The organism is Pseudomonas trivialis (genome assembly GCF_001439805.1).
In the GTDB taxonomy this organism is placed as follows: Bacteria; Pseudomonadota; Gammaproteobacteria; order Pseudomonadales; family Pseudomonadaceae; genus Aquipseudomonas; species Aquipseudomonas trivialis.
This window is the reverse complement of sequence record NZ_JYLK01000008.1, coordinates 160,385-180,155: the sequence shown is the minus strand read 5'-3', so window position 1 is coordinate 180,155 and position 19,771 is coordinate 160,385. Positions and strand designations below refer to the sequence as shown.

The window sequence follows — 19,771 nt, the reverse complement described above, 5'->3', positions numbered from 1 at the left end:
GTTGTGCACCATGAGCGGCGCCTTACACCTGACAGGTCAACCGATGGATCACCGCAACCGTTTTCGTCTGGAATCCCTGGGCCTGTTTCTGATCGCCCTGTTGCTGTTCATCTTGGGTATCTGGGACCAGCAGCCCCAGGGCTTTGACGGTCGCTGGGCGCTGTTCCTGCAGGAAATGTTTCGCCATGGCGCGAGTCTTTTCCCTACTACCTACGGCCAGCCCTACGCGGATTACCCCGGCACGGCGACGTTCTTCAGCTTTGTGTTTGCCCGAGTATTCGGTGCGCCCAATCACCTGGCGAATATCTTGCCCACCGCACTGGCATCCGCCGGGGTGATTGCCGTGATCTATCGGCTGCTGGCCCCTCGCGGCCGGCAATGGGCGCTGCTCACTGTGCTGTTGACCTTGCTCACCACGCAACTGCTGGAAAAGTCGCGCTCGGTCTGCCTCGATCAGATGGTCGCGCTGCTCTGCGTGGGCAGCTTCTATCTGCTGCACAGTGGTGAACGCCTGGGTTCGCGCTGGCGGCAACTGGCGGTGTTTGCGTTGTTCATTCTGGGCTTTGCGATTCGCGGGCCGCTGGGGCTGGTCGAAGTCTGCGGCGTGGCGTGCGTTTACTGGGCGCTGGGTCGTCCCGGCGAGCGGGTCAGGCAAGTATTGATTCACGGCATGATCGGCCTGGTGTTGTTGGCGGCCTGCTGGTGGCTGCTGATGAAGCTGGCGCGGATCAGCGGAGGCGATGCGTTTGCCGACGAGGTATTCAAGATGCAGGTGGGCGGGCGCCTCGACGAAAACGGTGAGCCGGTCTATTTCTACTTTCAGTTGAGTTTGTACCGTTACTTTCCCGTGGTGCCGCTGGCCCTGGCGACTTTGTTTGCGCTGCGCCATCGATGGGCGCTGCGACGGGCCGATGAAGACGTGCAAATGGTCGTGCGGCTCGGCGCGTGCGGCTTGATGATTCTGCTTGGCCTGTCGGTGCCGCACTTCAAGCGCGCCTATTACATCCTGCCGATGGTGCCGATGTTCGCCGCTGTCGCCGCCTATGGGCTGCTGCAGGCGCAGGGCTGGCTGGCTGGCGTGCGCCGATGCTACGAAGGCCTTGTCGCGGCGCTGCCAACGCTGTGCGTGATTGCCGTGCTGGTGTGCCGGCACGCGTGGCAGAAGCATGGCTACTGGCCGGACGTATCGTTGCCGCTATTGTTCAGCGTACTGGTGTTGCTGCAGGTGGCGGCGCTGGTCGCCTGGCATCGGGCGGCGCGCCTGGTGTGGCTCAGCCTGATCGCACTGGCGGCGCAGTGGTTGCTGCTGGTGGCGGTGGTAGAGCCGTCCAAGGACCTGCAATTCGACACCCGCACGTTTGTGGGTCAGGTCGAATCACTTCGCGCTATAACCCCTGCACCGTTGGTGTTCGTCGATCTTGGCCAGGACACCTGGGGCGTGCGCTACATGATGAACCTGGATCACTACGAGCGACCGTTGTTCGTAGGGCGCCATGAACTGGAAAAATTGAACGCACTGCCAAGGCCATCCTGGGTGATTGTGGAACGCACGGAAACGGCCTTGCTGAAAGGGTCGCCGGTGGAGCATCTGGCTCCGGCGTTCAACGGGCGATTGAATGACAATCCGTTGATGGTGTTTTTGTTGAAGTGAGTGCGACCTTGTCTGGATAAGTCTTCATGCATAAGGCCTGTCCAACTGCTCAGGGATGAATCCTCCCTCGCGTAGTGACTTGATAACGCCTCTGATCAGGTAATTGTTGGAGAACCCGATGGTGTAATGCCGTGCACCTGGGTTAACGGGAAGAAGCATGCCCTGATCGACCAGTTTTTTTATCTGGTAGGTTCTTTGTGCGGCAGACAGGCTTGGCAGTGCATTGGCAATGTCGCTTGATTTGACGACCTTTAGTTGAACCGCAGTGGTCAGAATTTTTTCCTCAATTGGCGTGATCCATTCTCGCTCTTTTGCCATGGCTATGGTGGGCGCCAAGACGTGCCTGGTCAGATAGCCATAGTCAGTCAGTCTGCTTACTTTCTCCAGTTCGTCTTTGATCCCCGCGAGAACGTAGATGCACCACGCTTCGAGTCCCTCCTTGGTGCCTGTATCGGCAGTGGAGAGCATTGAATAGTACTTTTCCCGATCAATGCAGAACACAGCCGTAGGGTTCAGGACTCGACCGCCCGCGCTGACGTTGAAGCCGTACTTCATTAAAAGTGCGTAGGTGAGAAGACGTACGACACGGCCATTGCCGTTGCCGAAGGGATGAATCCAGCCGAATCGGTGGTGGGCCAGGGCGACCTTCATCAGGTCATATTTGGGTGCATCCGGTTTATTCACGAAGGCAATCAGTTCTTGCATATACCCCTGTACCAGCACGGCATCGGGAGGCAAGTGGTCTGATTGGGCTATACGTACTTCAGCTTCACGGTATGCGCCTGGCGTGCGATCACCTTCGCGCGTCAGTCCTTGAACCGTGATCGAATGAAGTTCCCGGATTGCAAACTCGGAGAGGTCTACGCCAGGCTTCACGATGCTTTCAACGTAGTCCATGGCTTTTTCGATATTTGCGATCTCTCGCAATTGATCTGAGTCTTCTGCTTTTCCATCGACTTTACTTTCGATGTAGTCCGCGAGGGTCGTATGGTTGCCCTCAATACGAGCAGACCCGAGGCTCTCCAGCGTGTGAAACAGGTCCTTAAGCTGGAAAAAAACGGCAGGTGGCGTATCGCCCCCCAGCTCCAGGCGGCGCAGATGTTCCAGTTCACTCAGAACGTCAACCAGACCTGAGTCGAATGAAGGGTTCAGAAGCTCAAGATCGTGGTGAAAAAACTCTGCCATGTCGAAAAATATCTCTAATCGATTTTTTATTATCTCAAAAAAAGAGTGCTCTGATGCCCGTAAATAGGGGGTTCAGGGTCTCAATAGGGACTACGTTATCTCAAAAACACAATTCAGATAAGTAAAAAACGTGAGGAGCGCAAGTGGGTTTGGCCAGGGATCCGTTGGCCGCGGGTCTGTGCCTGAGGGGCGGTAGATATGGCCTGCTCAAATCGCAGGCAACAAAAAACCCGCACAAGGCGGGTTTTTTGTGTGTTTCGGATGATAGGTGCACCACCTGAAACTGATTAGTGGTGCCCAGAGACGGAATCGAACCGCCGACACGGGGATTTTCAATCCCCTGCTCTACCGACTGAGCTATCTGGGCAACGGGGCGCATTAAACGGGTTTTTCAGGGGGTCGTCAAGCAAGTTTTAGAAAAATATTTAATTATTACCGTCGCTTACGTGCTGACCCCAGGTTTTGCTCAATTATTGAGCAGGTGGTACGTAACCTTCGGCCTGGGCGTATTCCTCGCCGGAAAAGAACTTGTCCATTTCGCCCGCCAGGTATTTGCGGTCTTCGGCGTTCATCATGTTCAGGCGTTTTTCGTTGATCAGCAGGGTCTGGTGTTTGAGCCAGTCGCCCCAGGCTTTGGCGGAGACATTGTCGTAAATGTCCTGGCCCTTGGCGCCTGGGTACGGAGGGCGGTCCAGGGCTGGCAGTTCTTCTTTGTACTTGCGGCACATTACGGTGCGGGTCATGACGACACTCCTGCATTCAATACGTCGGCCGCGCGCTTCAGCAGTTTCTTGACCGGGGCGGCAAGGCCCAGGCGCGGCGGGGTGGCGAGGTTATACCAGAGCCAGTCGGCCTCGGTCACGTGATGGGCCGATTCCTTGACCTGTACCAGCCAGGGTTCGATGGCCAGCTGGAAGTGGCTGAAGGTGTGGATCAGCCCCGGCAGTTCCTGATGCTTGCCCAGTTCGAGCGCGTGTTGCTCGGCCAGGTGTTCGAGGTCGCCAAGGTCGTCCAGCTCCGGCAGGCTCCACAACCCGCCCCACAGCCCGGTGGAAGGGCGGCGATAAAGCAGAATGGCGCCTTCGGTGTTGGCCAGCATCGGCATCAGCGTGCGTTTCTGCGGGATGGTCTTGCGCGGCTTGGGGATCGGGTAGCGCGTCTCCAGACCGAGCATGTGGGCCTCGCAGCCTTTCTCCAGCGGGCACAGCAGGCAGCTGGGTTTGCTACGGGTGCAAAGGGTCGCGCCCATGTCCATCATCGCCTGGGTATAGGCGTTGACGCGTTCATGGGGCGTGAAGCGCTCTGCGGTGGCCCATAGCTGTTTGGCCACCTTGGGTTCGCCCGGGTAGCCCTCCTGAGCAGTAAAACGCGCCAGCACGCGTTTGACGTTGCCGTCGAGGATCGGCGCACGCAGGCCCATGCTCAGGCTCGCGATGGCGCCGGCGGTGGACAGGCCGATGCCGGGCAGTTCGATGAGTTTTTCGACATCCCTGGGAAACTCGCCACCGTACTCGGCCACCACGATCCTGGCGGTCTTTTGCAGGTTGCGCGCACGGGTGTAGTAGCCCAGGCCGGTCCACAGGTGCAGCACTTCGTCTTCCGGCGCGGCGGCCAGGGCTTCGACCGTCGGCAGCGAGGCCATGAAACGGTCGAAGTAATTGAGCACGGTGCTCACCTGGGTCTGTTGCAGCATGATCTCCGAGACCCACACCCGGTAAGGCGTAATGCCCTGTTGCCAGGGCAGGTCGTGGCGACCATGGCGGTCGTACCAGTCGAGTACGGCCTCTGAAAACTGCTCGTTTCTCATCGTTTGAACAGGCCTTTCAACGCATCTTTGAGCTGCGGGTTGACCTTGTCGAGCTTCTCTTCCAGTTTCTCGTTGAGGCGATTGCCGGCGGCCTTGATGGCGACCTGGCCGAGGCCGTCCTTGTCCAGGCGGCAGGCCTTGGCACCCAGCTCCAGCGGACCACGGCAGCGCAACGGCACTTCGATGTTCTGGAAGTTGGCACCGACCTGGCACGCCGGGTCCGGCACTTCGCGCTGGTCGCCTTCGACGATGATGCCGACGCGGTAGTCCATGCCCAGCACGCGCAGGTCGACATCACCGTTGCCGTTGACGGTCAGGCCGGGGATGCGCACTTTCAGGTCGGGGTTGCTGGCCACGCCATTGCGGAACGTGAGGTTGCCGCGCAGTTCTTCGAACGGCGTGTCCTTGCCCGGCGGCGTGCTGCTCAGGGTCTTGCGGTTGAGCAGGGCGATGCCGGTGCACACTTGCTGTTCAATGTTGGCATTGAGCAGCACGCCGTTGTTGATCACGAAGCTGGCGGTGCCGTTGAGGCTGTCGATCAGCGCTTTCTGGCTGTTGCCGCGGCCGCTGAGGTTGCTGTCGAGGGTGACCTGGCCCTTCACCGGCGGGGTTTGCCCTTGGGCTTGCAGGATGCGTTCGACCGGCACTTGCCTGATATGGCTTTGCAGCGCGAGCAGCGGAATATCCTGGCGCACGTCGAGCGTGCCGTTGGCCTGGAAGGTGCCGTTGTAGAGACCGCCGCTGAGGGTGTCGAGCTTGAGTTGGCCGTCGATGCCGGAGGCTTTCAGCACGGCGTTCTGGATCGGCAGTTTGCTCAAGGTCAACTGACCAAAGGCAAGGTCGGCATTCACGTCGAGGGTGCGCAGACGGGTGAGCGGCAGCAGCTTGTCGGTGCTCCAGGCGCTTTTGGTCGGCGCGTCGGGCAGCGGCGTGGTGCCACCGGCAGCCATGGCCCCGGCTTCGCTGTTCTGCACTTCGGCCTGACGGGCGGCGGTGGCGCCCTTGGCGGACTCGGACTTGGCCGGCAGATAGTTGTCGGCGTTGAAGGTGTCGCCCTTGAGCTGCACGCGCAGCGACTGTTTGGCGAAGTCTTCCACGGCGATGCGGCCGGTGAAGGTGCTGCCGTCGAGCTTCAGGTTCAGGTCTTCGAGCGCCACGCTGGTGGGCGTACCCTTCAGGCGGCTGACCAGCTCGACCTTGCTCAGGCTGCCGTCGGCCATCGGCGGCAGCGGGTGGCCGACGCTGTCGAGGAATTTGGCGAGGTCGAATTGGGCGATGGACAGAGCGCCGCTGAGCTGCGGAGTTTTGTCCAGGTCGTTGACTTTCAGCTCGCCCAGCGCGCGCAGTTGGTTGGCCGACAGTTTCAGGTTGGTCCATTCGGCGATATTCGCCGCCTGGTCCACCAGCAACTGGCCCTGGGTGGAGAAGGTCACGGTCTTGCCCTGCAGCGGCTCGCCGGTGGCTTCACCGGAGATCTTCATGTCTTCGAACTGGTAGCGCTTGAGGGCGCGCTGGATGCGCAGGTTGCCGTTGAGCTCGGTCTTGACGCGCATCACCGGCTGGTTGCTGCCGAAGAACGCGGTGAGCTTCACCGGAATACTTGCTCCTTCGTGCACGGCACCGGCGCTCAGCTGGATGCTCTCGGCGCTGAACTGCTTGCCGGTCTGCTCATCGGTGTATTCGACGCGGGCGTTGTTGACGGTCAGGCTGTCGATGTCCAGGCGAATCGGCTTGGCCGGTTTCTCCGGTTCGGCCTCGGCCGCTTGTTCCGCCGGAGCAGGGGTGCCGGTGGTGGTCGCCACCGTCACGTTCTTGCCGATATCTTCCCAGTTGCCATGACCCTGCTTGTCGCGGTTCAGGCGCAGGTTCAGGCCTTCGACCCGCACATCGCTCATCTGCACTTCGCGGCGCAGCAGGGGCAGCACGCGCACCGACAGGCCGAGCATCTGCAGGTCAGCGAACGGTTGGGTCGGGGTGGTCAGGGTGGCCACGCTGGCGTCATGCAGTTCAAGGCCGAGCCAGGGGAACAGGCTCCAGCCGATATCGCCATTGAGCGTCAGCTCGATATGGGCCTTGTCGCGGGCAATCTGGCGAATCTCTTCCTTGTAGTCGTTGGGATCGAAGAGGTGGGTCAGGGCAAAGCCGAGAGCCACAATGATCAGCAACAGCCCGAGGAGTACCAGACCCAGGATTTTGCCGAACGCTTTCATGGGCGAGTCCTTGTATGTCGATTTCAAAATTTAGCCGCAGAGTATAACGCCCGACGGCCTGCGTCAGTTCAGCGATCGTTACATTGTATCCAGATCGGGCAGAACAGGAATTTGACGTCAGAAAAAACGAGTTTCCTGAAAAAAGTGATATCAGTTTGGTTTTTCTCGCCTCGACAGGTGCTAATCTTTGCGCGTTCGTCCGCCTTCTGCGACTTATCGTCGCGCCAAAATGGAGCTTTACCCTACAACTACGGCCACGCTCTGCGTGCAAGGCCGAGGGGGAGAGCGCCTGACGGACACACACTAACAACTGGGGGAAACACCAATGAGCACCAAGCCTGCGTTCCTGTCCAAGGAGCGCATCATCGCCAAGCCCGGGTTCAACCGTTGGCTGGTTCCACCGGCCGCCCTGGCCATCCACCTGTGCATCGGCATGGCCTATGGCTTCTCGGTGTTCTGGCTTCCACTGTCCAAAGCGCTGGGTATCACTGCGCCAGTCGCGTGTGCACCGGACATGAGCTTTATTACACAGGTCTTTTCGTCCCAGTGTGACTGGCCCATCTCCATGCTGGGCTGGATCTACACCCTGTTTTTCATCTTCCTGGGCTGCTCGGCGGCCATCTGGGGCGGCTGGCTGGAACATGCCGGGCCGCGCAAGGCCGGTGTAGTATCGGCCCTGTGCTGGTGCGGCGGCCTGTTGATCTCGGCGTTGGGTATCTATACCCACCAGATCTGGCTGATGTGGATCGGTTCCGGCGTGATTGGCGGTATCGGCCTGGGCCTGGGCTATATCTCGCCCGTTTCGACCCTGATCAAGTGGTTCCCGGACAAGCGCGGCATGGCCACCGGCATGGCGATCATGGGCTTCGGCGGCGGCGCGATGGTGGGTGCGCCCCTGGCCGCGGCGCTGATGGGGCACTTCGCTTCGCCCACCAGCGTGGGCGTTTGGCAGAGCTTCCTGGTGATGGCTGCGATCTACTTCGTGTTCATGATCGGCGGCGCACTGTCCTACCGCGTACCGCCGACCGGCTGGAAGCCTGAGGGCTGGACGGCACCGGCGAAAAAAGCCAGCAACGCGATGATCACTCACCGTCACGTGCACGTGAACGTGGCCTGGAAAACCCCGCAATTCCGTCTGGTGTGGCTGGTGCTGTGCCTGAACGTTTCCGCCGGTATCGGCATTCTGGGCATGGCTTCGCCGCTGCTGCAGGAAGTGTTCGGCGGCAAGCTGCTGGGTGTGGATGTGCCGTTCGGCCAGTTGGATGCCGGGCAATTGGCATCGATTGCCGCGATTGCGGCGGGCTTTACCGGTCTGTTGAGCCTGTTCAACATCGGTGGCCGGTTTTTCTGGGCATCGTTCTCCGACTACCTGGGCCGCAAAAACACTTACTTCGTGTTCTTCGCCCTGGGCTTTGCCCTGTACGCGCTGATTCCGAACCTGGGGCACCTGGGCAACGTGGCGCTGTTCGTGGCGGCGTTCTGCGTGATCCTGTCGATGTACGGCGGCGGTTTCGCCACCGTGCCGGCCTACCTGGCCGACCTGTTCGGTACGCAAATGGTCGGCGCGATCCACGGTCGACTGCTGACCGCCTGGGCTGCGGCCGGCGTGCTGGGCCCGGTGCTGGTGAACTACCTGCGTGAATATCAATTGAGCATCGGCGTTGAACGCGCTGCGGCCTATGACATCACCCTGTACATCCTCGCCGGCCTGCTGGTGCTGGGTTTCATCTGCAACCTGCTGGTGCGTCCGGTGGCCGACAAGTACTTCATGAGCGACGCGGAGCTGGCTGCCGAACAGGCGCTGGGCCATGACAAAGGCGCTGATGCCTCCACCGTGCTGGAGTGGAAAGCCTCCCCAGGCAGCAAGCCGCTGGCGATTGCCGCCTGGCTGGTGGTGGGTATTCCGTTGGCGTGGGGTGTGTGGGTGACCCTGCAGAAGACGGCGGTACTGTTCCACTGATAACACCGCAATACCTTGTGGGAGGGAGCTAGCCCCCTCCCACATTAGGTGTGCCGGGTTCTCATCAGTGGGTTTGAGTTGTATGCACATGTCTATCCCCGACACTCCATCAGTCTTCTCCCCTTCGATGTTTCTGTTTGCCGCCCGCACCCCTATAATGGCCACCTTTTTCGCCCAATGATTTGCGGAGCTGGTGATGGTCGAACGTATGGCGTCCGTCGAGCGCGACACTCTGGAAACCCAGATCAAAGCCTCGATCAACCTGGATGGCACCGGAAAGGCCCGATTTGATATCGGTGTCCCCTTCCTTGAGCACATGCTGGACCAGATCGCCCGTCACGGGCTGATCGACCTGGATATCGTCAGCAAGGGCGACCTGCACATCGACGACCACCACACGGTGGAAGACGTGGGCATCACCCTCGGCCAGGCCTTTGCCAAGGCTATCGGCGACAAAAAAGGCATCCGCCGCTACGGCCACGCCTATGTCCCGCTGGACGAAGCGCTGTCGCGCGTGGTTATCGACTTCTCCGGTCGCCCGGGCCTGCAGATGCACGTGCCCTACACCCGCGCCACCGTAGGCGGCTTCGACGTCGACCTGTTCCAGGAATTCTTCCAGGGGTTCGTCAACCACGCTCTCGTCAGCCTGCACATCGACAACCTGCGCGGCACCAACACCCACCACCAGATCGAAACCGTGTTCAAGGCCTTCGGCCGCGCGCTGCGCATGGCCGTGGAACTGGACGACCGCATGGCCGGGCAAATGCCATCGACCAAGGGCGTCCTGTAATGCAGACGGTCGCGGTTATCGACTACGGCATGGGCAACCTGCATTCGGTGGCCAAGGCCCTCGAGCACGTGGGCGCCGGCAAGGTGCTGATCACCAGCGATGCCGATGTGATTCGCGAAGCCGACCGCGTGGTGTTCCCCGGTGTGGGCGCGATTCGCGACTGCATGGCCGAGATTCGTCGCCTGGGCTTTGACAGCCTGGTGCGCGAAGTCAGCCAGGACCGGCCGTTCCTCGGCATCTGCGTGGGCATGCAAGCCCTGCTGGATCGCAGCGAAGAGAACAATGGTGTCGACTGCATTGGCCTGTTCCCCGGCGATGTGAAGTTCTTCGGCAAAGACCTGCACGAAGACGGCGCCCACTTGAAAGTCCCGCACATGGGCTGGAACGAAGTGCGCCAGACGCTGGATCACCCGTTGTGGCACGAGGTGCCGGACATGGCGCGCTTTTATTTCGTGCACAGCTACTACATCGCCGCCGGTAAAGCGGGCCAAGTGGCGGGTGGCGGGCATTACGGCGTCGACTTCGCCGCCGCGCTGGCCGAAGGCTCGCGTTTTGCCGTGCAGTTCCATCCGGAAAAAAGCCATACCCATGGCCTGCAATTGCTGCAGAACTTCGCCGCGTGGGATGGCCGCTGGTAATGGTCAGGAAGGCCAAAGCACCGATCTTGACCCTCACGCCCGAGCAGGAGCGTGAGGCCACCGACAAGATCAAGCGCTTCATGCAGGACCGTTTCGAGCTCACGCTGGGTTCGTTCGAAGTGGCCGAGATTCTTGAGCTGTTCACCCTTGAGGTGGCGCCGCACTATTACAACAGGGCGATTTTCGACACGCAGACGCTCCTTAAAGAAAGGTTCGAAAGCCTCGAAAGCGACTTGTGGTCGCTTGAGAAACCCTGATTTCCCAAGCATTGCTGAATATCGAATAAGGTTTGCCAGATGCTGATTATCCCCGCTATCGATCTCAAGGACGGCGCTTGCGTACGTCTGCGCCAGGGCCGCATGGAAGACTCCACCGTGTTCTCCGATGACCCGGTGAGCATGGCCGCCAAGTGGGTGGAAGGGGGCTGCCGTCGCCTGCATCTGGTGGACCTGAACGGCGCCTTCGAAGGCCAGCCGGTCAATGGTGAGGTGGTCACCGCCATCGCCAAACGCTACCCCAACCTGCCGATCCAGATCGGTGGCGGTATCCGTTCCCTGGAAACCATCGAGCACTACGTCAAGGCAGGCGTGAGCTACGTGATCATCGGCACCAAGGCGGTGAAAGACCCGGCCTTCGTCGCCGAGGCCTGCCGCGCGTTCCCCGGCAAGGTGATCGTGGGCCTGGATGCCAAGGACGGTTTCGTCGCCACCGACGGCTGGGCTGAAATCAGCACCGTGCAGGTGATTGACCTCGCCAAACAGTTCGAAGCCGACGGCGTGTCCGCCATCGTTTATACCGACATCGCCAAAGACGGCATGATGCAGGGCTGCAACGTGCCGTTCACCGCGGCACTGGCCGCCGCGACGAAGATTCCGGTGATTGCTTCCGGCGGTATTCACAACCTGGGCGATATCAAGTCGCTGCTGGACGCCCGTGCGCCCGGCATCATCGGCGCCATCACCGGCCGCGCGATCTACGAAGGCACCCTGGACGTCGCCGAAGCTCAGGCTTACTGCGACGCCTATAACGGCTGAGGACTGACCATGGCGCTGGCCAAACGCATCATCCCTTGCCTGGACGTCGACAACGGTCGCGTGGTCAAGGGCGTCAAGTTCGAGAACATCCGTGATGCCGGCGATCCGGTGGAAATCGCCCGTCGCTACGATGAGCAGGGTGCCGACGAAATTACCTTTCTCGACATCACCGCCAGCGTCGACGGCCGCGACACCACGCTGCATACCGTCGAGCGCATGGCCAGCCAGGTGTTCATCCCGCTGACCGTGGGCGGTGGCGTACGCACCGTGCAGGATATTCGCAACCTGCTCAACGCCGGTGCCGACAAGGTCTCGATCAACACCGCTGCGGTGTTCAATCCGGAGTTCGTTGGCGAGGCTGCGCAGCACTTCGGTTCGCAATGCATCGTAGTCGCCATCGACGCCAAGAAAGTCTCGGGCCCCGGCGAAACCCCGCGCTGGGAGATCTTCACCCACGGCGGGCGCAAGCCTACCGGCCTGGACGCGGTGGCGTGGGCGATGAAGATGGAAGGCCTGGGCGCCGGCGAAATCCTGCTGACCAGCATGGACCAGGACGGTATGAAAAATGGTTTCGACCTGGGCGTGACCCGTGCCATCAGCGATGCCCTGGGCATCCCGGTGATCGCCTCCGGCGGCGTCGGCAACCTGCAGCACCTGGCTGACGGCGTGATCGAAGGCCACGCCAGCGCGGTGCTGGCGGCGAGCATTTTCCACTTTGGTGAATACACCGTTCCCGAGGCCAAGGCCTACATGGCAGCGCGCGGTATCGTCGTACGCTAAACGCCGCTGGACAGCATGGCAGGCGCGCGGCACTCTCTGCGCTTGCCATGGATTCCGGTAGCCTACATGTTCAAACAACTCCTGCTTGCCACGTCCCTGCTGTTGGCAGGGACGGCCCACGCCGACGATCCCTCCGACACCGCGATGGTGTTGCTGACGGAAAATTTTCCGCCCTACAACATGGCAAAAAACGGCAAGAATTTCGCCAGGGACGAGAACATCGAAGGTATCGCCGCCGACATCGTGCGCGAGACCTTCAAGCGCGCCGGCATTGCCTACAACCTCACCCTGCGCTTTCCCTGGGAACGTATTTACAAACTCACCCTGGAAAAACCCGGCTACGGCGTCTTTGTGATGGCGCGCCTGCCTGATCGTGAAGCGTTGTTCAAATGGGTCGGCCCCATCGGCCCGGACGATTGGGTGCTGCTGGCCAAGGCCGACAGCAAGATCCAGCTCGGCAGCCTCGAGCAGGCGCGCCGCTATAGAATCGGTGCCTACAAGGGTGATGCCATTGCCCAGACCCTGGACAAGCAAGGCCTCAAGCCGCTGGTTGTGTTGCGCGATCAGGATAATGCGCAACGACTCATGGAAGGCCAGATCGACCTCTGGGCCACCGGCGATCCCGCCGGGCGCTACCTGGCACGTCAGGTCGGCGTGACCGGGCTCAAAACGGTGTTGCGCTTCAACAGCGCCGAGTTGTTCCTGGCGCTGAACAAGGATGTGCCGGACGAGCTGGTGGCCAGGCTGCAAACGGCTCTGGACCAGTTGCGCAAGGAAGGCGTGGTCGACGCAATCATGGCCCGCTACCTTTAGTTCTCAACGTGGTTTAAGCAGGTCCACACGCAAGGTGGATGGCTGATCCGCCTGGTCGTAGGCGTAAGTGCAGATCTTGTAGGGCGTGCCCTGAACGCTGATCAATTGCGCGTACTTTTCCGGCGGCGTGACCGGGTCATCATTGAGTGGATGCACCAGGGCAATGATATCTTCGTCTTCCCCCTCTTCCACGTCTTTCACCGCTGTCGGCGGTATGGGCAGGTAGTCCACCGGGCGCAGGCAATCGGTGGTGGCGGCCGGGCCGTACTTGTAGGTGTAGCGCTGCATGAAGGGCGGTGCGAGGTGCCAGATCAGTGTATAGGCGGCAAGGCCCTGTTTATCCAGGCTGATGCTCAGGTTCGGCGTACGCGCAGGGCCCGGTTCGGCCAGTTCGACGGCCAGGCTCAGCGCATTTTTCATCATGCCCGAGGTAACGCGCTGCTCGGCGGACTCCACGCCGACGATACACAGCATGTGCATGCCGGTTTGCGGGCCGATGGGGTCATTGACGTAGGCGTGCTCAGCCTTGATCGGCGCGCTGTAGAGCGCCGGGTTTTCGCAGTCGATGGCCCGGCGTGTGGTTTTGTAGCGATAAAACGGCGTGTTGATGCTGAAGGCCAGGTTCCAGCGCGGCACGATATCCTTGCCGTTGCCGTCGGCTTTCTTGAGGAAATACTGCTGAACGGGGGCCGGTTTTTCGAACGTGATGGAGGTGGTCGGATACAGCGCGCAGTACTCGTCATCGGCCTGTAGCACGCCGCCGATAAAACACTGGCTGAGGAACGTTATCGGGCTGCCGTAGTTGGTCTCGGGCTGCCAGGTGGGTATACCGTTGTTGACCTCGCACGGCGCGTCGCGCTGGCATTTACGTTCGGCGGGCTGCCCGCGCGTGCTGGTGCTGAGTATGCCGAAGAGCCGGTTGCTGGCGCGGTCGAGCAGCGGCCCGCCAAAGCCGCCGAGGGAGACGCCCTGGCACTGGTTCTTCAGCGTGACTCGCCACACGAACGGCTGTTCCACCAGTTCCCGCGAGGCCTGTTGAGTGCAGGCCGACAGGTGCAGCGTGTCCCATTCGGGGGCGGCGAGGGCGAGGATATTCACCCCGTCAGCAGGTACTTCTTCGGCCAGCTTCAACGGCGTGATGCCCGCTGTGATCAGGCTCGCCAGGGTCGCCTGCAATTCGATCACCGCCAGATCGACCCCGTGGCTGCTGCCCCATCTCAGAGTTTTCAGCGGGTAGGTCTTGAGGGTTTCGAGGGTGTCGTCGAAATAGTTAAAGCTGATGCTGCCCTTGATCGGCATATCCCTTTGCACCGCGCCGTTGAGACGATGCAGGCAATGACTGCTGGTGACCACATAGGCGGGACCGGACTTGCCGCTCTCGTCACGGGTGTCCAGCAGGCTGGCGGTGCACAGCGTCTGACCTTCATTACGGATACGGCCAACGCCATTCCAGTGATCGTGTTGATGCCTGGCGTTACGCAGAACCTGCGCGGGGCCTGTATTGGCCAGGCCTTCGCCGAAATCCTTGTCGGCGGCGTGCAGTGCGCCGCAGAGGCCGACGAGCAGCAGCCCGGAAGCAATAACGTGTGTGATGTTCATGGAGTGTCCTGAAAAGAGTGAGTCGAGCGCTCACTATTCAGGGCCGGCGTGCGGGGCGGGCGTTAGTTATCTAGGGCTCGGGCGGTAGGTGCCGTCACGGCCATGGCCGCCCATGGCCTGATTGCTGCGCAGGCCGATCATCGACTTGATATCGATCCACTCGACCCCTTGGGCCTTGAGCCTGGGCAACTCGCGCTCGAGCACTGCCAGGGTCTGTGGGTACGGGTGGCCGATCATCACCGCAGAGCCCTGCTTGTGCGCCAGCTTGATCGCGGTTTGCAGTTGGGTGGTGATGGCCGCTTCGGTGCGTTCGTCATCCAGAAACACATCCCGCGAGACACTGGCCAGGCCGATCTTCTGCGCCTCGGCGGCGGCGACGGTCTGCGCGCTGGTGCGGCTGTCGACAAAGAACTTGTGCCGCCGCTGCAACTCGCCCATCAGCCAGGCCATCGCCTGCGGCTGGGCGGTCATGCGGCTGCCCATGTGATTATTGATGCCGGCGGTGAAGGGCACGGCTTCGAAGGCGGCGTCCAGACGCTTGCCGAGTTCTTCGATGGGCAATTCAGGGTGCCAGGCGAACGGGCCGGTGGCCGGGTCCATGGGCATGTGCAGGATCACGATCTTGCCGGCCTTGTGGGCCTCGCGGGCGAATTCGGCGGCGTGGGGTGTGTCGGGCATGATCGCGGTGGTGACCGGCCCAGGCAGGGCCAGCACGCGCCGATCCCGGGGCAGGTTTTGCCCCAGGTCGTCGATGATCAGGGTCAGGTAGGCTTTGTGCGGTTCGCCGACGGGCGTCGCGTGGGCGACGCCTGCCAGGCTGCACAGCACGGCGATGATCAGGACAAGGCGCATATCAACGGTTGCGCGTGATGCTCAGGCCCTTGAGCAGGCTCAACGCCTGGGCCAACTGGTAGTCGTCGTCCTGCGGCATCGGTTTGGCTTTGGCGCCACTGCCGGTCGGCTGGTCGGCGCCGCCGTTGCCATTGCCCAGATGACCTTGCAGATCGGCCTCCTTGTAGTACTCGCTGTCGATCTCGTTGGTGATCTTGGCCTTGCGCACTTCGATGTCCGGGACGATGCCCTGGGCCTGGATCGAGCGACCGTTGGGCGTGTAATACAGCGCGGTGGTGATTTTCAGCGCGCGCTCGTTGTTCAGCGGCAACACGGTTTGCACCGAGCCCTTGCCGAAGCTGGTGGTGCCCATCAGCACGCCGCGCTTCTGATCCTGCAGGGCACCGGCGACGATTTCCGAGGCCGAGGCGCTGCCGCCGTTGATCAGCACGGCCAGTGGCACGTTTTCGCTGAGGTCGTTACCGGTGGCCGAGAAGCGCAGCTCGGAGTTGGCGATGCGGCCCTTGGTGTAGACGATCAGGCCCTTGGTGATGAAGTGATCGACCACTTCCACCGCCGATTGCAGCACGCCGCCCGGGTTGTTACGCAGGTCGAGCACGATGCCGTTGAGTTTCTTGCCGTTGTCCTTGCGCAGCTTGGCCAGGGCCTTGGCCACTTCGTCGCCGGTCTTGACCTGGAACTGGGTGATGCGGATGTAGCCGTAACCCGACTCCAGCAACTGGCTCTTCACGCTCTTGACCGTGATGGTCGCGCGGGCCAGGGTCACGTCAAACGGGTTGCCGCCGTCGCGCACCAGGGTCAGGGTGATTTTCTGGCCAAGCTTGCCGCGCATCTTGTCGACGGCTTCGGTCATGGTCTGGCCACGGGTGGGCTGGCCATTGATCTTGACGATCAAATCGCCGGCCTGGATGCCGGCCTTGGACGCCGGCGTGTCGTCAATCGGCGAGACCACTTTGATCTGGCCGTCTTCGGCACCTACTTCAATGCCCAGGCCACCGAACTCACCGCTGGTGCTTTCCTGCAGCTCGGCGAAATCTTCCGGGCCCAGGTAGGCGGAGTGCGGGTCGAGGTTGCTGAGCATGCCCTTGATGGCGTTTTCCAGCAGGGTCTTGTCGTCTACCGGCTCGACATAGGCTGCCTTGATGCGGTCCATGACCTCGGCAAAGGTGCGCAGCTCGTCCAGCGGCAACGGCGCCTTGGTGGTCGCGGCAGAGCTCGCGGCGGTGGCGGGCGCTGTCGGTGCGGCCTGATCGGCGAAAGCCAGCGGCGCGCCGGTCACCAGGGCGATCGTCAGGGCCAGCGAAGTGAGGCGGGACAAATGCAGCATGTCGAACGAACTCCTAATGTAGGTACGGCCCTATCCTTGGGAACGGCACCATTGTGCAGGGTCGCTCGGGCGGCCCTGCTGACGAATAGCGAAGTACAGCGCCGGGGTGTCCTGGCCACCACTGTTACCCACAGTGGAGATGGATTCACCGGCTTTTACAACATCACCTGCCGACTTGAGTAATGTCTGATTGTGGCCGTAAAGGCTCAAATAGCCATTGCCGTGGTCAAGAATCACCAGCAGGCCAGCGCCGCGCAGCCAATCGGCGAACACCACGCGCCCACCGTGAACGGCGTGGACCTGGCTGCCGGCGGCGGCGCTGATCATCACGCCATCCCACTTGGCACGGGTGTCATCGCCACGGGTTTCACCAAAGCGTGCCAGTAATCGACCATCGACCGGCCATGGAAGTTTGCCGCGCGCTGAAGCAAAAGGGCCGCCGAACGACTCGCCGGTGCTGGAAACCATCGGGCCGGGCGCTGCACGCGCCGGTTTACGCGGCGCCGGAGCGTCGCTGGTAGCCGCCTGTTCGGCCTCACGCTGGCGCTTTTTTTCGGCTTCCTGCTGGGCGATCAGCGCTTTTTGCCGCGCCTCTTCAGCCTCGCGAGCCTGGCGGGCCAGGGTTTCCTCGATGGTCTTGAGCACCTTGGCCAGGTCGGCCTGGTCCTGCACGCGGGCCTGCAGCTTGGCGTCGCGGGCCTTGACGTCGTCGTTGAGCTTGGCAAGGGCCAGTTGGCGCTCCTTGCGTACCTTGTCGAGCTGGTCGCGCTGGGTATCGAGGACGGTTTTCTGGTCGAGCAGCTGCGATTGCTGGTCGGCGATTTCCTGTTCGACATTGGCCAACTGGCGCAGGGTTTCGTTGAACCCTTTCAATTGCTCCAGCCGCGCTTTGCTCAGGTAATCGTAATAGGTGAGGGTGCGTGCGAATTTCTCGGGGTTCTGCTGGTTGAGCAGCAGCTTGAGGTATTCCTGGCGGCCGCTCTGGTAAGCGGCGCGGGCCTGGATCGCGATCAGGCGTTGCTGTTCAACGCGTGCGCTCTGGAGTTTTTTTTTCTCAGCGTCGAGTCGCTCCAGTTCCGACTCGCTCTTCTTTAGTTCTTTTTGCAGCTCCTGGACCTGCTTCTCCAGCTTGCCCATCTCGGTTTCCGTACCGCGCAGGTCTTTCTGCACGCCGGATTTTTCTTCCTGGAGCTTGCCGAGCAGCTTTTTCAGCTCGGTAATGTCCTGACGCGTAGCGTCCAACTGTTGTTGGGTTTGTGCACGCTCATCGGCAAACGCCGGTTGGAGCAGGCAGACAAGAGCAAGGGTAATCAAGGCGCGAAGCATAGAGGCGGGCGACACCAGGGAAATGGACGGCCTAGTATGCCCGCCAAGCGCGGCAAAAAAAACGCCCAATTGGGGCTCGCGAGCAAGTTAGGCGCTGAGTGGCGCGAGTGTGGCGAAAAGATATCGACTAAACACTGAAAGTACAGGTGGGAGGGAGCAAGCCCTCTCCCACACTGTCCTTTGGTGTCTTATAGACTTAGACCAGGATCGAGGTCCCGGTCATCTCTTTGGGCTTCTCCATCCCCATCAGCATCAGCATGGTCGGCGCCACATCTGCCAGCACGCCGCCATGACGCACCTTGAAATCGCGCTTGCCGACGTAGATGAACGGCACCGGCTCGGTGGTGTGGGCGGTGTGGGCTTGACCGGTGGATTCGTCGGACATCTGCTCGCAATTGCCGTGGTCGGCGGTGATCAGGGCTTCGCCGCCGACTTTTTCCAGCGCATCCACAATGCGACCGACGCACAGGTCCAGGCATTCCACGGCCTTGGTCGCAGCCTCCAGGTTGCCGCTGTGGCCGACCATGTCGCCGTTGGCGTAGTTGACCACGATTACGTCATAACGCTGGTGCTCGATGGCATCGACGATTTTGTCGGTCACCTCAGGCGCGCTCATTTCCGGCTGCAAGTCGTAGGTGGCCACTTTTGGCGATGGGATCAGGATGCGTTCTTCGCCCGGGAACGGTTCTTCGCGCCCGCCGGAGAAGAAGAACGTCACGTGGGCGTACTTCTCGGTCTCGGCGATGCGCAGCTGGGTCTTGCCGTTTTTGGCCAGGTAATCGCCCAGCACGTTGTCCAGGCTGCTCGCGGCAAAGGCGGCGGGGGCCGGGATGCTGGCGGCGTATTGGGTCAGGCCCACGTACTGGACTTTCGGCTGACGCGCGCGCTCGAACTCCTTGAAGCCATCTTCGACAAACACGCGGCTCAGCTCGCGGGCACGGTCGGCGCGGAAGTTCATGAACACCACGGCGTCGCCGTCTTCGACCTTCACCGGTTCGCCGATGGTGGTGGCCTTGACGAACTCGTCGCTCTCGCCACGCGCATAGGCGGCTTCAAGGCCTTGCTGGGCGGTGGCGGCGTTGAATTCAGCCTGGCCGTCGACGATCAGGTTGTAGGCCTGGGCGACGCGGTCCCAGCGGTTGTCGCGGTCCATGGCGAAGTAACGTCCGACCAGGCTGGCAATGCGGCCTTTGCCCAGGGCAGCGAAGGTGGCGTCCAGCAGTTCGATGGACGACTGCGCGCTTTTTGGCGGTGTGTCGCGGCCGTCGAGGAAGGCGTGCAGGTAGATCTTGTCGGCGCCGCGTTTGAAGGCCAGTTCGGCCATGGCGACCAGGTGGTCCTGATGGCTGTGTACACCGCCGTCGGACAAGAGGCCCATGAAGTGCACAGCCTTGCCGGCGGCCACTGCTTTATCGACCGCCGCGCAGATGGTCGGGTTCTCGAAAAACTCGCCGTCGCGGATCGCTTTGGTGACACGGGTGAAGTCCTGGTATACCACTCGTCCGGCGCCGAGGTTCATGTGGCCGACTTCCGAGTTGCCCATCTGGCCGTCCGGCAGGCCCACGTCCATGCCCGATCCGGAGATCAGGCCGTTGGGCACGGTGGCGGTCAGGCGGTCCAGCACCGGCTTGCGCGCCGCGTATACCGCGTTGTCGTGGTGGCTTTCACTGTGTCCGAAGCCATCGAGAATTATCAGGACCAAAGGTTTAGGCGTGGTAGTCATAGATCCTCTCGCGGCGGTAATAAAGGAAGGCGTTTGAAAAGTGAGTGGCAGTTTAAAGCGAAGTTCAGACTGAGTC

General features: G+C 61.3%; 17 protein-coding genes and 1 tRNA gene. 8 read left to right on the top strand and 10 right to left on the bottom strand.

The window, feature by feature from the left end; genetic code table 11:
• The first annotated feature begins 43 nt into the window (after nucleotides 1-43).
• Nucleotides 44-1,651 (top strand): ArnT family glycosyltransferase, encoded by a 1,608-nt coding sequence (locus tag TU79_RS14290; RefSeq protein WP_057008578.1) that lies wholly within the window; start codon nucleotides 44-46, stop codon nucleotides 1,649-1,651.
• 24 nt (nucleotides 1,652-1,675) lie between these two features.
• Here TU79_RS14290 and TU79_RS14285 read toward each other — a convergent pair whose 3' ends face one another.
• The 5 genes from TU79_RS14285 to TU79_RS14265 all read right to left on the bottom strand — a co-directional run bounded on the left by TU79_RS14285 (nucleotide 1,676) and on the right by TU79_RS14265 (nucleotide 6,853).
• Nucleotides 1,676-2,836, bottom strand: coding sequence for a Fic family protein (locus TU79_RS14285; protein WP_057008577.1), 1,161 nt, complete (start codon nucleotides 2,834-2,836; stop codon nucleotides 1,676-1,678).
• Nucleotides 2,837-3,127: 291 nt separating this feature from the next.
• Nucleotides 3,128-3,203, bottom strand: a tRNA-Phe gene (locus TU79_RS14280).
• A 103-nt stretch (nucleotides 3,204-3,306) separates the two neighbouring features.
• Nucleotides 3,307-3,579 carry an oxidative damage protection protein gene (locus tag TU79_RS14275; protein ID WP_057008576.1) on the bottom strand — a complete coding sequence of 91 codons (273 nt, stop codon included), beginning with the start codon at nucleotides 3,577-3,579 and terminating at the stop codon, nucleotides 3,307-3,309.
• Complete coding sequence (gene mutY / locus TU79_RS14270; RefSeq protein ID WP_057008575.1) at nucleotides 3,576-4,643, bottom strand: A/G-specific adenine glycosylase; 1,068 nt, start codon at nucleotides 4,641-4,643, stop codon at nucleotides 3,576-3,578. Before mutY ends, TU79_RS14275 begins: the two co-directional genes overlap by 4 nt.
• Nucleotides 4,640-6,853, bottom strand: coding sequence for an AsmA family protein (locus tag TU79_RS14265; RefSeq protein ID WP_057008574.1), 2,214 nt, complete (start codon nucleotides 6,851-6,853; stop codon nucleotides 4,640-4,642). Before TU79_RS14265 ends, mutY begins: the two co-directional genes overlap by 4 nt.
• A gap of 325 nt (nucleotides 6,854-7,178) precedes the next feature.
• On the opposite strand from TU79_RS14265, the gene TU79_RS14260 reads away from it, so the two are divergent.
• The 7 genes from TU79_RS14260 to TU79_RS14230 all read left to right on the top strand — a co-directional run bounded on the left by TU79_RS14260 (nucleotide 7,179) and on the right by TU79_RS14230 (nucleotide 12,868).
• Nucleotides 7,179-8,813: an OFA family MFS transporter gene (locus TU79_RS14260; protein ID WP_057008573.1), complete on the top strand. Its 1,635-nt coding sequence runs from the start codon at nucleotides 7,179-7,181 to the stop codon at nucleotides 8,811-8,813.
• Nucleotides 8,814-9,009: 196 nt separating this feature from the next.
• Nucleotides 9,010-9,603 carry an imidazoleglycerol-phosphate dehydratase HisB gene (gene hisB / locus TU79_RS14255; RefSeq protein WP_003237513.1) on the top strand — a complete coding sequence of 198 codons (594 nt, stop codon included), beginning with the start codon at nucleotides 9,010-9,012 and terminating at the stop codon, nucleotides 9,601-9,603.
• A complete protein-coding gene (hisH, locus tag TU79_RS14250) occupies nucleotides 9,603-10,241 on the top strand; it encodes an imidazole glycerol phosphate synthase subunit HisH (protein ID WP_057008572.1) in 639 nt (212 codons plus the stop codon). Before hisB ends, hisH begins: the two co-directional genes overlap by 1 nt.
• The gene (locus TU79_RS14245; RefSeq protein WP_057008571.1) at nucleotides 10,241-10,498 is read left to right on the top strand and encodes a DUF2164 domain-containing protein; all 258 of its coding nucleotides are present in this window, start codon (nucleotides 10,241-10,243) and stop codon (nucleotides 10,496-10,498) included. Before hisH ends, TU79_RS14245 begins: the two co-directional genes overlap by 1 nt.
• 39 nt (nucleotides 10,499-10,537) lie before the next feature.
• Nucleotides 10,538-11,275 (top strand): 1-(5-phosphoribosyl)-5-[(5-phosphoribosylamino)methylideneamino]imidazole-4-carboxamide isomerase, encoded by a 738-nt coding sequence (gene hisA / locus TU79_RS14240; protein WP_057008570.1) that lies wholly within the window; start codon nucleotides 10,538-10,540, stop codon nucleotides 11,273-11,275.
• A 9-nt stretch (nucleotides 11,276-11,284) separates the two neighbouring features.
• Nucleotides 11,285-12,055, top strand: a complete 771-nt coding sequence (gene hisF / locus TU79_RS14235) for an imidazole glycerol phosphate synthase subunit HisF (protein WP_057008569.1) — start codon at nucleotides 11,285-11,287, stop codon at nucleotides 12,053-12,055.
• A 66-nt stretch (nucleotides 12,056-12,121) separates the two neighbouring features.
• On the top strand, nucleotides 12,122-12,868 hold the full coding sequence (locus tag TU79_RS14230; RefSeq protein WP_057008568.1) for a substrate-binding periplasmic protein: 747 nt from the start codon (nucleotides 12,122-12,124) through the stop codon (nucleotides 12,866-12,868).
• A 3-nt stretch (nucleotides 12,869-12,871) separates the two neighbouring features.
• Here TU79_RS14230 and TU79_RS14225 read toward each other — a convergent pair whose 3' ends face one another.
• From TU79_RS14225 to gpmI, 5 genes are all read right to left on the bottom strand, one after another.
• Complete coding sequence (locus tag TU79_RS14225) at nucleotides 12,872-14,467, bottom strand: S1 family serine peptidase (protein ID WP_057008567.1); 1,596 nt, start codon at nucleotides 14,465-14,467, stop codon at nucleotides 12,872-12,874.
• Between the two features lie 66 nt (nucleotides 14,468-14,533).
• Complete coding sequence (locus TU79_RS14220) at nucleotides 14,534-15,319, bottom strand: divergent polysaccharide deacetylase family protein (RefSeq protein WP_057008566.1); 786 nt, start codon at nucleotides 15,317-15,319, stop codon at nucleotides 14,534-14,536.
• A gap of 1 nt (nucleotide 15,320) precedes the next feature.
• Nucleotides 15,321-16,646 carry a S41 family peptidase gene (locus TU79_RS14215; protein WP_057008565.1) on the bottom strand — a complete coding sequence of 442 codons (1,326 nt, stop codon included), beginning with the start codon at nucleotides 16,644-16,646 and terminating at the stop codon, nucleotides 15,321-15,323.
• Between the two features lie 30 nt (nucleotides 16,647-16,676).
• Entirely contained in the window at nucleotides 16,677-17,972 is a 1,296-nt protein-coding gene (locus TU79_RS14210; RefSeq protein WP_057008564.1) for a murein hydrolase activator EnvC family protein, read from the bottom strand.
• Between the two features lie 196 nt (nucleotides 17,973-18,168).
• Nucleotides 18,169-19,695 carry a 2,3-bisphosphoglycerate-independent phosphoglycerate mutase gene (gene gpmI / locus TU79_RS14205; protein WP_057008563.1) on the bottom strand — a complete coding sequence of 509 codons (1,527 nt, stop codon included), beginning with the start codon at nucleotides 19,693-19,695 and terminating at the stop codon, nucleotides 18,169-18,171.
• Between the last annotated feature and the right edge of the window lie 76 nt (nucleotides 19,696-19,771).